General features: G+C 42.9%; 13 protein-coding genes. 2 read left to right on the top strand and 11 right to left on the bottom strand.

Annotation, left to right across the window (positions count from 1 at the left end; translation table 11 throughout):
- Nucleotides 1-243 precede the first annotated feature (243 nt).
- The 6 genes from tuf to DWY31_RS05870 all read right to left on the bottom strand — a co-directional run bounded on the left by tuf (nucleotide 244) and on the right by DWY31_RS05870 (nucleotide 6,822).
- Nucleotides 244-1,437, bottom strand: coding sequence for an elongation factor Tu (gene tuf / locus DWY31_RS05845; protein WP_117537566.1), 1,194 nt, complete (start codon nucleotides 1,435-1,437; stop codon nucleotides 244-246).
- Between the two features lie 137 nt (nucleotides 1,438-1,574).
- The gene (gene fusA / locus DWY31_RS05850) at nucleotides 1,575-3,692 is read right to left on the bottom strand and encodes an elongation factor G (protein ID WP_118519782.1); all 2,118 of its coding nucleotides are present in this window, start codon (nucleotides 3,690-3,692) and stop codon (nucleotides 1,575-1,577) included.
- Nucleotides 3,693-3,709: 17 nt separating this feature from the next.
- Complete coding sequence (gene rpsG, locus DWY31_RS05855; protein WP_021861466.1) at nucleotides 3,710-4,180, bottom strand: 30S ribosomal protein S7; 471 nt, start codon at nucleotides 4,178-4,180, stop codon at nucleotides 3,710-3,712.
- Between the two features lie 161 nt (nucleotides 4,181-4,341).
- Complete coding sequence (gene rpsL / locus DWY31_RS05860; RefSeq protein ID WP_021861467.1) at nucleotides 4,342-4,764, bottom strand: 30S ribosomal protein S12; 423 nt, start codon at nucleotides 4,762-4,764, stop codon at nucleotides 4,342-4,344.
- A 193-nt stretch (nucleotides 4,765-4,957) separates the two neighbouring features.
- Nucleotides 4,958-5,521: an HD domain-containing protein gene (locus tag DWY31_RS05865; RefSeq protein ID WP_021861468.1), complete on the bottom strand. Its 564-nt coding sequence runs from the start codon at nucleotides 5,519-5,521 to the stop codon at nucleotides 4,958-4,960.
- 80 nt (nucleotides 5,522-5,601) lie between these two features.
- Nucleotides 5,602-6,822: a substrate-binding domain-containing protein gene (locus DWY31_RS05870; RefSeq protein ID WP_118519783.1), complete on the bottom strand. Its 1,221-nt coding sequence runs from the start codon at nucleotides 6,820-6,822 to the stop codon at nucleotides 5,602-5,604.
- A gap of 226 nt (nucleotides 6,823-7,048) precedes the next feature.
- Between DWY31_RS05870 and DWY31_RS05875 the strand changes: the two genes are divergently transcribed.
- Together DWY31_RS05875 and DWY31_RS05880 are read left to right on the top strand one after the other, a co-directional pair.
- Nucleotides 7,049-7,219 carry a DUF362 domain-containing protein gene (locus DWY31_RS05875; RefSeq protein WP_021861470.1) on the top strand — a complete coding sequence of 57 codons (171 nt, stop codon included), beginning with the start codon at nucleotides 7,049-7,051 and terminating at the stop codon, nucleotides 7,217-7,219.
- Nucleotides 7,220-7,404: 185 nt separating this feature from the next.
- Nucleotides 7,405-7,761 (top strand): hypothetical protein, encoded by a 357-nt coding sequence (locus DWY31_RS05880; RefSeq protein WP_021861471.1) that lies wholly within the window; start codon nucleotides 7,405-7,407, stop codon nucleotides 7,759-7,761.
- On the opposite strand, the gene dnaB is transcribed toward DWY31_RS05880, so the two are convergent.
- From dnaB to DWY31_RS05905, 5 genes are all read right to left on the bottom strand, one after another.
- On the bottom strand, nucleotides 7,735-9,084 hold the full coding sequence (gene dnaB / locus DWY31_RS05885) for a replicative DNA helicase (RefSeq protein WP_021861472.1): 1,350 nt from the start codon (nucleotides 9,082-9,084) through the stop codon (nucleotides 7,735-7,737). The genes DWY31_RS05880 and dnaB overlap by 27 nt on opposite strands.
- A 10-nt stretch (nucleotides 9,085-9,094) precedes the next feature.
- A complete protein-coding gene (gene rplI / locus DWY31_RS05890; RefSeq protein WP_021861473.1) occupies nucleotides 9,095-9,544 on the bottom strand; it encodes a 50S ribosomal protein L9 in 450 nt (149 codons plus the stop codon).
- Nucleotides 9,544-11,613 (bottom strand): DHH family phosphoesterase, encoded by a 2,070-nt coding sequence (locus DWY31_RS05895; RefSeq protein WP_118519784.1) that lies wholly within the window; start codon nucleotides 11,611-11,613, stop codon nucleotides 9,544-9,546. The genes rplI and DWY31_RS05895 overlap by 1 nt, the downstream gene beginning before the upstream one ends.
- A 153-nt stretch (nucleotides 11,614-11,766) precedes the next feature.
- Complete coding sequence (gene galE / locus DWY31_RS05900; protein WP_021861475.1) at nucleotides 11,767-12,786, bottom strand: UDP-glucose 4-epimerase GalE; 1,020 nt, start codon at nucleotides 12,784-12,786, stop codon at nucleotides 11,767-11,769.
- Between the two features lie 103 nt (nucleotides 12,787-12,889).
- The gene (locus DWY31_RS05905) at nucleotides 12,890-13,813 is read right to left on the bottom strand and encodes a sugar phosphate nucleotidyltransferase (RefSeq protein WP_117537558.1); all 924 of its coding nucleotides are present in this window, start codon (nucleotides 13,811-13,813) and stop codon (nucleotides 12,890-12,892) included.
- Nucleotides 13,814-13,831: the final 18 nt, after the last annotated feature.

Here is a 13,831-nt window from a genome sequence, read left to right on the forward strand (position 1 = left end):
TGGATAAATCCACTTTATCTGTTATCATATTTGCGAAAATTATATATTTTGTTATCATTCTGTTATCACAAACGGTTGTCAGGACACTCTCCCGGCAACCGTTTTTTTATACTGTTCGTTATTCTTTTCCACTCTTTTTTATATTTCCAGGCAACAGAAAAACCCGTAGAACCGAAGTTCTACGGGTATCTTACGTTTGGACACAACGTTATCTTGCGATAACAAATCTATATTCAGATTGTATTACTCGATGATTGTAGCAACACGTCCTGATCCTACAGTACGTCCACCTTCACGGATAGCGAAACGAAGTCCCTGCTCCATAGCAACTGGGTGAATCAGTTCGATTGTCATTTCTACGTTGTCACCAGGCATGCACATTTCAACACCTTCTGGAAGTTCGCAAACACCTGTAACGTCTGTTGTTCTGAAGTAGAACTGTGGACGATAGTTGTTGAAGAATGGAGTATGACGTCCACCTTCATCTTTTGTCAGAACGTAAACCTGAGCTGTGAATTTGTGGTGGCATGTTACTGAACCTGGTTTAACAAGAACCTGTCCTCTTTCGATTTCAGTTCTCTGGATACCACGAAGCAGAGCTCCGATGTTATCTCCAGCCTGAGCCTCATCAAGAAGCTTACGGAACATCTCAACACCTGTTACAACAGTTTTCTTTGTTTCTTCGTGAATACCAACGATTTCAACCTCGTCAGATACATGAAGAACACCACGCTCTACTCTACCAGTAGCAACTGTTCCACGTCCTGTGATAGAGAATACATCCTCTACAGGCATCAGGAATGGCTGGTCTGTTGCACGCTGTGGGTCTGGAATGTAGTTGTCAACAGCATCCATAAGTTCCATGATCTTGTCTCCCCACTCTCCTGAAGGATCTTCAAGAGCTTTAAGAGCTGATCCCTGGATGATCGGTGTGTCATCTCCTGGGAACTCATACTCGTCTAACAGTTCACGAATTTCCATCTCTACTAATTCAAGAAGTTCTTCGTCATCTACCATATCACATTTGTTCATGAATACAACGATGTAAGGAACACCTACCTGACGAGAAAGCAGGATGTGTTCTCTTGTCTGAGCCATAACACCATCAGTAGCAGCTACAACAAGGATAGCTCCATCCATCTGAGCAGCTCCTGTAATCATGTTCTTTACGTAGTCAGCATGTCCTGGGCAGTCAACGTGTGCATAGTGACGTTTCTCTGTCTGGTACTCAACGTGAGCTGTAGAAATTGTGATACCACGTTCTCTCTCTTCTGGAGCTTTATCGATATCTTCAAAGTTCTCTGCTGTGTTTCCTGGTACTCTTGCTGCAAGTGTCTTTGTGATAGCAGCTGTAAGAGTTGTTTTACCGTGGTCAACGTGACCGATAGTACCGATATTACAATGCGGTTTTGTTCTTTCAAATTTAGCTTTAGCCATTTTGAATAATCCTCCTTATTATAGTGCCATAAAAGGCAAATTTATAATTTACGTTTGCTCGGCTATCTCTGATTATATTTCATATCAGTAGGTTTTTCAAGCACTTTTCAAGCTTTTTTCAAGCTTTTTAACGATTATTAGTCGTTTTTGCTGGATAATACTTTTTCCTGTACAGACTTCGGAACTGGTTCATATTTCTCGAAGAACATTGAGTAGTTACCACGTCCCTGTGTTCTGGAACGAAGATCTGTAGAATATCCGAACATCTCGGACAACGGAACATATCCACGAACGATCTTACCGCCGCCAAGATCATCCATTCCTTCGATACGTCCACGACGTGAGTTAATGTCACCAATAACGTCACCCATGTACTCTTCCGGCATAGTAACTTCAACCTTCATAATAGGCTCAAGAAGTACCGGAGATGCCTTCTTCATAGCATCCTTGAATGCTAATGATCCGGCAATGTGGAATGCCATTTCACTTGAATCGACTTCATGGTAAGAACCATCATATACGTTAGCCTTAAGACCAACAACTGGGAATCCTCCAAGGATACCAGACTGCATAGCCTCTTCGATACCTTCACCGATCTTCGGAATGTATTCTTTCGGAATAGCTCCTCCGACTACAGAAGATTCGAATTTGAATGTCTCCTCACCGTTAACATCCATTGGCTCAAATTTAACTTTACAGTGTCCGTACTGTCCACGTCCACCTGACTGTTTAGCATATTTGCTGTCAACGTCAACTGCTTTTGTAAATGCTTCTTTGTAAGCAACCTGTGGAGCGCCCACATTAGCCTCTACCTTAAACTCACGCAGAAGTCTGTCTACGATGATTTCCAGGTGAAGCTCACCCATTCCGGCGATGATTGTCTGACCAGTTTCCTGATCTGTATGAGCACGGAATGTCGGGTCTTCTTCAGCAAGTTTTGCTAAAGACTCACCAAGTTTACCCTGAGAAGCTTTTGTCTTAGGCTCGATAGCGAGCTCGATAACCGGCTCTGGGAATTCCATGGACTCCAGAATTACCGGATGCTGCTCGTCACAGATTGTATCACCTGTTGAAGTGAACTTAAATCCGATTGCTGCAGCAATATCTCCAGAATATACTTTTGAAAGTTCTTCTCTCTTATTAGCATGCATCTGCAGGATACGTCCCACACGCTCTTTTTTGTTCTTTGTTGCATTCAGTACATAGGAACCTGCGTTCATTGTACCAGAGTAAACTCTGAAGTATGCCAGTTTACCAACGAATGGGTCTGTCATAATCTTAAATGCAAGTGCTGAGAACGGTTCTTCATCTGAAGAATGTCTTACAACATCATTTCCGTCTTCGTCAACACCCTCGATTGGAGGAATGTCTGTCGGAGCCGGCATGTATTCAAGAATAGCATCCAACAGTTTCTGTACACCTTTGTTTCTGTAAGCAGATCCACAGCATACCGGAACAGCTGTACACTCACATGTAGCTTTTCTTAAAACTTTCTTCATATCTTCGATAGAAGGTTCGTTTCCTTCCAGATATTCCATCATAAGATCATCATCCAGATCACAGATCTTCTCTACTAATTCTGTACGATAAAGTTCTGCATCATCTTTCATATCTTCCGGAATATCTACGATAGAAATGTCATCACCTTTTTCATCATTGTAGATGTAAGCTTTCATTTCCATCAGGTCGATGATTCCCTTGAAATCATCTTCTTTACCGATTGGCAGCTGCAGACAGATAGCATTCTTACCAAGTCTTGTCTTAATCTGCTCTACGGCATTGTAAAAATCTGCACCAAGGATATCCATCTTATTGATGAATGCCATACGTGGTACGTTATATGTGTCAGCCTGACGCCAAACGTTCTCTGACTGTGGCTCAACACCACCCTTTGCGCAGAACACACCTACAGCTCCGTCAAGTACACGAAGTGAACGCTCAACCTCAACTGTAAAGTCAACGTGTCCCGGTGTATCAATGATATTGATACGGTGCTCTAAAGCGCCCGGTTTCGGTTTGCAATTCTCTTCCAATGTCCAGTGACAAGTTGTAGCTGCTGAAGTGATTGTGATACCTCTTTCCTGCTCCTGTTCCATCCAGTCCATGGTAGCAGTTCCTTCATGAGTATCACCAATTTTATAGTTTACACCGGTATAGTAAAGAATACGCTCTGTAAGTGTAGTCTTTCCTGCATCAATATGAGCCATGATACCGATATTTCTGGTTCTCTCTAATGGGTATTCTCTTCCAGCCATTGTAGCCTCCTAAATAATTAGAAACGATAATGAGCAAATGCTTTGTTTGCTTCTGCCATCTTGTGCATATCTTCTTTCTTCTTTACAGATGCGCCTGTATTGTTTGCTGCATCCAGAAGTTCGTTTGCCAGTCTCTCTTCCATTGTCTTTTCTCCTCTTTTACGAGAATACAATGTGATCCAACGAAGTGCTAAAGCCTGTCTTCTGTCAGCTCTGACCTCGATCGGTACCTGGTATGTTGCTCCACCGATACGTCTTGCCTTTACCTCAAGTACTGGCATGATGTTGTTCATAGCCTCTTCGAATACTTCGATAGCTGGCTTATCGGCTTTTTCCGCAATTCTTTCAAATGCTCCATATACAATCTTCTGAGCTACGCCTTTCTTACCATCAAGCATGATGTTGTTGATCAGCTTTGTAACCACTTTATTGTTGTATAACGGATCCGCTAATACGTCTCTTTTCTGAGTATGTCCTTTACGTGGCACGGTCCTTCCCTCCTTAAACATATAATTTAATTCATCGGTACTCACATGTGTCTTTCTAATGATCATGTGTAGCGCTGGGCATACATATCTATATACCTTGCAGCTTACTTAATCATAGTTCTGTTTGTGACTACAGTTTCTAGATTCGCTAATTATTTGATTTATTTCTTAGCGTCTTTTGGTCTCTTAGCACCGTATTTAGAACGTGCCTGTCTTCTCTTAGCTACACCTGCTGTATCAAGTGTACCTCTGACGATGTGATAACGTGTACCTGGAAGGTCTTTTACTCTTCCTCCACGAATCAGAACAACGCTATGCTCCTGAAGGTTGTGTCCTTCACCTGGGATGTAGCTTGTTACTTCAATACCGTTTGAAAGACGAACTCTGGCGATTTTTCTAAGTGCTGAGTTAGGCTTCTTCGGTGTTGCTGTCTTAACAGCTGTACATACACCTCTCTTCTGTGGGGAAGATGCGTCTGTACTTCTCTTTCTTAAAGAGTTATACCCTTTCTGAAGCGCTGGAGCTGTAGACTTCTTTACAGATGTCTGACGTCCCTTCTTTACTAACTGGTTAAATGTTGGCATTCTCTTTCACCTCCTATGATTTTAATAAGCTGCTTCATTTTCATGAATCTTTGGCGCACAAAAACACAATGCATTTTCATGCACGCCTGTTTATCTTAGTACGAATCCTCGCTGTTGTCAAGGGCTTTCACTAGTTTTTCCTGTTTTTTTAGCGGAACCTTTCTCTTGCTTTTTCACTGTAAAGCGTCACGTTTTAAAGTCCCAGTTCATCTGCAATCGCACACATTTCTTCCAACGCCACATCGATCAGATTGTCCAGGCTCAGACCTGTAAATTCGATTGCTTCCATATAATCTCTGTTAGCGCCTGCTGCAAAACGCAATTCATTAAATCGTTTCATCACGGATTTATGTTTTACACTTGCGACTTTTTTATCCGGATAAATCTGTGCAACAGCCTTTACAAATCCGCTCATCGGATCTGCTGCCAGAAGTGCATACTGGATATTTGTCTTTGCCTTCACTCCGCTTTTCGGATTGTGTGCACAGATCGCATCAAACAGCACCTGATCTTCCACACCTTCTTTTTTCAGGATTTCCACAGAAGTCGGTCCGTGTACGCTCAGGTCATTCTGCCAGTCACACTGTTCCTCATCCAGGTCATGCAGAAGTCCCGCGATTCCCCAGTATTCCACATCATCCGGAGCCAGTTTCTTCGCAAGCCCTCTCATAATCGCTTCCACTGCATAAGAATGTTGAAGGTAACGCTCTCCTTTCATATATTTGTGTAAAATCTCATATGCCTGTTCTCTGTTCATTTTCTATTCCTCCCTTGCGTTTCTTATCTTATGATGTCTGCTGAACACTTTTCATTGTGTACTCTCACAGTTCATTTTCTTTATTCATTATATAGCATTTTCTTAACTTCATTATCATTCAGATTACTCTTCGTGATCCATGTATATCCGGTATCCACGACTGATTCATTTCCCATGGAAAGGGCTGATCTCGCCGCTGCGATCACAGATGCATATCCCATTGCGTATGGATTCTGTACAACCAGGCCATCAACTTTTCCTTTTTTGAGCATATCGATTTCTTCTTTGTCTGCATCATAGCCAACTACCATAACATTGTCTTTTTTTGTTCTGTCCATGCCGGAAACAATGGTCTTTACAGCAGTCGCGTTCGTTGCAAAGCATCCGCACACATCTGGATGTTTCTGCAAATAATAATCAATAATATCATCTTCTGTGATATCAGTCGGATTGATTTTCTCATCACCGGTACGCAGTCTTGCGTCTCCGTCCGTACTTCTTGCATAAGTACCAGTGTTGATCTCAGCAGCAACATTTTTCTGTAATTTTTCAATGTTATCCATATAATAAACGCTTGCAACTGACATCTTCGGATATTTCTTTTTTAATTCTGCCTCGAATCCTGCAACTCTCTCTTTTGCCGCCATGGATTTTGAATCATGTGCAAGGATAAGAACCTTTCCTTTGCTGCTCATCGCCTCTGCCAGTTTATCTGCTGCTTCTTTTGCCGACTTGGTGTTATCTGTCGATACCGTTGCCATCAGTCCCTGATAATCACTTCCGCAGTCATATGCCACGATCGGGATCTCATTGTCTGCCGCCATATCAAACTGTACTTTACAAGACTGCTCATCGGCTATGGAAATTGCAAGTGCCGCCGGCTCTCTCGCCAGTTCTTCGTCCAGAAGATTCACCTGCTGGTCTACATCGTCCGCATCCGCCGGTGCATTGAAAGTTATTTTCACTTTATCTTTGCCTGTATAGCCCAGATTCTCATTGATATCATCAGTGGCTTTCTCTACACCTTTCTTTACTTCGCTCCAGTACTCACCGGTACTCGCCTTACCTATAATAGAAATATAAGTTCCTTTTTCCAGTTTTAATCCTTTTGCATTATTGTAAGCAGCCGGATTAACCACATCCAGCTTCGCCTGCGCAGATTCTTCTTTAGTAATTTTTTTATTCTCTGCTTTCTTCGTCGTTTCTTTCTCCTCTTCAGAAGAACTCTTCTGCAAACCGCATCCTGCTGCCAGAAGTGTTATGCTTATCAATAACGCAACGATCTTTTTGAAATTTTTCATGATTTCTTCTCTCCCTCTTCTGATCTGTCACATTTTTTTCATATTATTAAATGCAGATGTAATCTTAACAACAAACACTATACACCATAATTTTGAAAATTTGTTGAAAAATTTCTTAAATTTTCTTTTGAATTGATTTTTCTTTTGTCCTCTTGTATATTTTTTTCATTTGTATTATTATAGTGAGAGACGTAAATTGTCAATCATAAAAAGGAGGTACATACCTATGGCACACGTAATTGGTGATGAATGTGTTAGCTGTGGAGCATGCGAAGCAGAATGTCCAGTAGGAGCTATTTCTCAGGGAGCAGATCATTACGAGATCAATGCTGATTCTTGTGTTGACTGTGGAGCTTGTGCAGCTCAGTGTCCTACAGGAGCTATCTCTCAGGGCTAATCGTTATTCATATGAACGTAACAAAGAGCATTGTTTCCGGATTTTCCGGGAGCAGTGCTCTTTTCATGTAATTAAGAAACTTCGTTTTTATTTATTCACCTTTCACCGTTTGACGTATTTCGCACATTGCACATGCTATACTTGTCCCGTCAGAAGTTCTATTATTATAATAAGGGGGTTTTACAATGAGCAAGGCACTGGAACAACTCAGACGTGAAACAAAGGACGATGCCAGACTGTATAACTGTGTAAAAGAATTATACGAACAGGGAGTACCTTTTTCCGAACTCAAAGCATTGATCCCGGATATCCGCCGCACAAAAGAACAGTTACATATGAAGCGGATGCTGGAAAATAACAACGAAGTACTGCTCTCCATGTTCAGTAAGGAAATGTCATTCCTACTGGATGCAAAGGAGCGTCAGGAAGAACAGGAGTTTAAAAAACTGGACCAGCTAATCCGGCAACAGCAATCCTTCCGGAGAGCTGCCGCAGACCACGGTCCAGTCAGTAAACTAAGGCGTATTTTCCTGCCTGCTTAGATTTGCGAACTTCGTGTATTCGCCGAGCCAAGCCAGATGAACGGTCCCTACCGGGCCGTTTCTTTGTTTTGCAATAATAATCTCTGCCTGCTTCTTATATTCAGAATCTTTGTTGTAATATTCATCACGGTAAATAAACATAACAACGTCCGCATCCTGTTCGATTGCTCCGGATTCACGCAGATCCGAAAGCATTGGACGCTTATCCGGTCGCTGTTCTACTGCACGGCTAAGCTGTGACAGTGCGATCACCGGCACATTCAGCTCTCTGGCGAGCGCTTTTAAAGATCTGGAAATATCCGAAATCTCCTGCTGTCTCGATTCGGAACGTCCTCCGACACTTCCGCTCATCAACTGCAAGTAGTCAATGATGATCAAATCCAGTCCGTGTTCCATCTTGTATTTTCTGCATTTGGACCGCAGTTCTGAAATCGAAATACTCGGTGTATCATCAATGATCAGATTCGACTGCCCGATAATTCCTGCTGCTTCAATCAGTTTCTCCCAGTCAGAATCCTTCATATTACCGGTTCTGAGTGCCTGCGCATCTACCTGTGATTCCAACGAGAACAGTCGGTTTACCAGCTGTTCCTTCGACATCTCAAGGCTGAAAATAGCGGTGCATTTATCTTTCTTAAATGCAACGTACTGTGCAATATTCAAAACAAACGCCGTCTTACCCATGGAAGGTCTTGCCGCAACCAGAACGAGATCCGATGGCTGCAATCCGGACAGTTTATAATCCAGATCAATAAATCCGGTCGGAATTCCCGTAACAGTTCCCTTGCTCTTCGATGCTTTTTCAACTTTCTCCAGTGCATTCATAACAACCTGTCTGATTGGCACATACTCTCCGGCATTCCGGTTCTGAAGTAGCTGAAATACAGATTTTTCTGTCTTCTCCAACACAGATTCCAGTGGTTCATTTCCCGCATAGCAGATATTCGACAACTCGTCATTCATCTTGATCAGCTTACGCATGACTGCTTTATCCGATACGATCTGCGCATAGTAACGCACATTTGCCGATGTCGGCACTGCCGCAACCAGATCACGCACAAATTCCAGACTGGAGATCTCCGGCGGCACTTCCTTCTCTTTCAGACGTTCCTGCAAAGTGATCAGATCCACCGGCTTGCCTTCATTAAAAAGCTCTACCATAGAATCAAAGATTACACCGTACGCATTCTGGTAAAAATCGTCACCGCAAATAATCTCCGAAGCTGCAAGAATGGCATCCTTGTCCATCAGCATCGCACCAACTACTGACTGCTCTGCTTCCACGCTGTGAGGCATCACCCGTTTGATGAGTGTCTCTTCCATCGTTTTCCTCCTACGCTTCCTCTTTCACGACAACCTTTAATTTGGCTGTTACTTTCGGATGTAATTTGATCGGCACTTCGTATGTTCCAAGTGCTTTGATCGCATCTTTCAACTGTACTTTCTTCTTATCTACTTCCAGTTCCATCTGTGCTTTTACTTCTGTTGCGATCTCTTTGGAAGATACAGAACCAAAGGCTTTTCCGCCTTCTCCGGTCTTAATGGAAACCTCGATCTTACCTGCTTCGATCTTCTTGCCAAGTTCTACAGCAGCCTCGTAATGCTCCTGTGCTACTTTGTCATCATTTGCTTTCTTGAGTTTCAGATCGTTCAGGTTCTTTGTATTTGCTTCGATACCTTTTCCTGTCTTCAGGATAAAGTTTCTTGCATATCCGTCACTTACATTTACAATCTCACCTTTTTTCCCAAGGGATTTTACATCTTCTTTTAAAATTACTTTCATTATTCGATTTCTCCTCCTTCTATCACGTCATCGATGACCTGTTTCAAATCTGCAACAGCCTCATCCATGTCTGTGTGGTCAAACTGTGCCCCGGATGCGTTCATATGACCGCCACCGCCGAGACGCTCCATAATGATCTGTACATTAACTTCATCAATTGATCTGGCGCTTACATAGATTCTTCCATTGTAAGTAGTCAGTACAAAAGAAGCTTTCACTTCGTTAATATCCAATAATTCATTTGCCGCCTGTGCACCGATAATCGTCGGGCTCTCAATCGTCAGATTCTCTCCTCTGGCGATCGCATATTTGTTATGGTATACTTCCGCACTGCTGATGATCTGCGCTTTTGCACGGTAAGATTCCATATCGTCACGGAACATCTTACGCACCAGTGTAATATCCGCACCGCTTCTTCTCAGAAATGCGGCTGCTTCAAATGTACGCACACCTGTCTTATTCATAAAATTATTCGTGTCGATCATAATACCGGCATAGAGACTGCTTGCCTCCAGATTCGGAATCTTAATATCATCCACAATATACTGCAGAACTTCCGAAACCATTTCGCACGCCGAAGACGCATACGGTTCAATGTAAGACAGCAGCGCATTGTCAATATTATCACTGCTCTGTCTGTGGTGGTCAAGCACAACGATCGTCTTCGCAACATGAAGCAGTTCTTCACATTCTGTCATACCCGGGCGGTTCGTATCCACAACAACTACCATCGAACTCTCATCTGCGAGTTCCAGCGCTTCTGCCGAATTTAGGAACAGGCGCTCCGGATAATCCGGATTGTTCTCATAAGCAGTATACAGTGGTTTCAGAGAGGCAGACACTTCGTTGATAACGATATATGCTCGTTTCTCCAGTGCATTTGCCGCACGGTAAATACCGATCGCCGCGCCAAAAGAATCCACGTCCGTAAGCTGATGTCCCATAACAAAGATCTTATCCTTGACGGTAATGAACTCACGCAGCGCTTCTGCTTTCACGCGGGCTTTTACACGTGTATTACGGGAAGTCTGATCCCGCTTGCCGCCGTAATATGTAATTCCATTGCAGTCTTTGATAACCGCCTGATCGCCGCCTCTTGCAAGTGCCAGGTCAATAGCTACACGGGCATAGTTATAGCTCTGCGAATATGCTTCGCTGCTAAGTCCCAGTCCGATACTTAATGTCGCCGGTATTCCATTTCCTATATTCACAGATTTCACATCTTCCAGAATCGAAAAACGGTCGTCTTCCAGCTGTTTGAAATATTGCTTCTGGACAACGATAAAGTATTTATCATTCTCCATCTTCTTCACAATTCCATCTACTTTGGCAATATACTGATTGATCTTACGATCCACAAGCGCCATCAGAAGTGATTGTCGGACTTCTTCTACACTGTTGATCACTTCATCATAATTATCAATATAAATAAGTCCCGCTACAAGCCTCTGTTCTTCATTTGCACGGATCGCCTTATTCAGATTCGTCACATCCTGTAAATAAACAGCGATAAAATATTCTTTTTCCTCCGGCAGTTCCAGAACCTGTTCCCTCTCGCTGAATCCTCTTGCAGAAACTCTCCTGAGTTCTGCCTGATACTCCCGTTCCTCAAAAAATATATCCATATGTACCACATCATTCTCCTGACGTGGGTAAATAGATCGGTTCAGTTCCGGCATGATCTTGCTGATATATGTGTCACCTTTTGCACGGTCGCCTATCAGCTCTTCAAACTGACTGTTCAGCCATATGATCTTCCCGTCTTCAAGCAGAATCGCATACGGAACTGCCAGTTCCTTCAGCAGCGTATTCTGTATAATGCCATATTGCGCAGCAAATTCGATCAGATCCTTTACCATCAGCGAGTTCGTGTACAAATACATAACCGCCGAAAGTATAATATAGATCAGCACAAATACACCCATTAAAAGACCTGCGCCCTTATTGATGGCATAAATCCATATGTTAAGTGCTACCAGTACGACCGCCATGATTGCCGGCCACTGCATATAGAATTTGAGCTGTCCTTTCAATCGAATCTTCTGTCTGTCTTTCTTCTTTTCTTCCATGACTATCCCCTAATTTGTGAATTCAGACTTTTCAACATATGGTAACATTATACCACTCCTGCCAGAAAATGAAAAGCAACAAAAAGATCAAAAAATGCGAAGGCTTTTTCATCCTTCGCATTCTCATCTCATATTTATTTTTTTGTTATAAATCTATGCTTCATATCCTTTCGGATTTGCAGACTGCCATCTCCAGGAATCTGCACACATCTCATCCAGACCTCTCTCCGCTTTCCAGCCAAGCACTTTCCATGCCTTCTCCGGATCCGCATAGCACATAGCAATATCTCCGGCTCTGCGAGGCTTGATCTCATACGGAATCTCTTTGCCGCATGCCTTTGAAAATGCTTTTACCATATCAAGAACAGAATATCCGACGCCGGTTCCGAGGTTGATCACTTCCAATCCCGGATTTGTAAAAATGTAGTTGATTGCTTTTACATGTCCGATTGCAAGGTCTACAACATGGATGTAATCGCGGACACCGGTTCCGTCCGGTGTGTCGTAATCGTCTCCGAATACACCCAGTTTTTCAAGTTTACCGACTGCAACCTGTGAAATATATGGCATCAAATTGTTCGGGATACCTTTCGGATCTTCTCCGATTCTTCCGCTCTCATGCGCGCCAACCGGATTGAAATAACGAAGCAGGATTACATTCATCTTCGGATTGGCTTTCTGCACATCTGTCATGATCTGCTCCATCATGGATTTAGTCCATCCATACGGATTCGTGCACTGTCCTTTTGGGCAGTCCTCTGTGATCGGCATTGTCTCCGGATTGCCATATACTGTTGCGGAAGAACTGAATACGATATTCTTCACGCCAACCTGCTGCATAACTTCCATTAGCGTCAGTGTACCTGTTATATTATTACGATAGTATTCCAATGGCTTCTGCACAGATTCTCCAACTGCTTTTAATGCTGCGCAATGGATAACCGCATCGATCTTCTCTGCTTCAAACATTGCTTTCAAAGCTTCTGCATCCATTACATCTCCTTCATAAAATGTAATGCTCTTTCCAGTCAGCTCTTCCACTCTCTTCAGTGATTCTCTGGAAGAATTGCAGAGATTATCGTATACAACAACCTCATAACCTTCTTTCAAAAGTTCCAGTGCAGTGTGACTTCCGATATATCCTGCGCCACCTGTTATTAATATCTTTGCCATTTTATTGCCTCCTAATCGTCCTGTGCTCATTTCATTTCCTGTAAAGTATAGCACTTTTCGCCTGTACTCTTCAAGAAATCCGCACATTCCTGCTAATATCCTTTTATTTTTCCCATAAATTCTTAGGATACAACCCTTCCTCTTTCATACGTTTCATCGCCGCAACAACAACCGGTTTATCTTCTTTGTAAGTAACACCGTACCATTTATCCTTTGATTCCAGAACTGCTGCCGTTGCCTTCTCCTCTCCGAGCAGTCTGCTGACAACTGCCGGCAGGAAATATTCACATTTCATCGGATTTTCTTTTAATCCTTCATCCAAAAATGCCGGAAATCCTGCTTTAATCTCACGCAGAATACTCTCTGTAAATCCCCACATATTCATGGAAACAAGTGTATCTGCCGGAACTTCCGTCCAGTTTGCGCCGTCATCTTCTGTATAAGCGATGCCACCATTTCTCTTCTCAATACGGGTTCTCTCGTTGATCGCCTCCAGCTCGCCACTCTCATTTAACGTGCATACACCACGCGCTACATGTCCGTTGTCAGTCACAGTATTTCCAAGATGGTATCCGACCATTGCATAGCGGTATTTCTCATCGTCCGGATGACTGGATAGATAATCGTAGATCAGGCGGAATGCTTCAACGCCATAGTAGTCATCTGCGTTGATAACGGCAAATGGTCCATCGATCTGATCGATGCAGCTTAACACTGCGTGCGCAGTTCCCCATGGTTTCACTCTTCCTTCCGGAACTTCATATCCCTCCGGAATGTTAGAAAGCTCTTGAAATGCATATGAAACTTCCATGTATTCTGACATCCGGTCACCGACTGCTGCCCGGAAACTTTCTTCATTTTCTCTCTTAATGATAAAAATTACCTTTTCAAATCCGGCTCTCTTTGCATCATACATGGAAAAATCCATAATGATATGTCCTTCTTCATCTACCGGATCAATCTGTTTCAATCCACCATAACGGCTACCCATTCCTGCCGCCATAATGACCAATACTGGTTTGTTCATAAATCTGTACCTCCATAT

Origin of the sequence: Dorea sp. AF24-7LB, from assembly GCF_003478575.1 — a bacterium.
In the GTDB taxonomy this organism is placed as follows: domain Bacteria; phylum Bacillota; class Clostridia; order Lachnospirales; family Lachnospiraceae; genus Dorea_D; species Dorea_D hominis.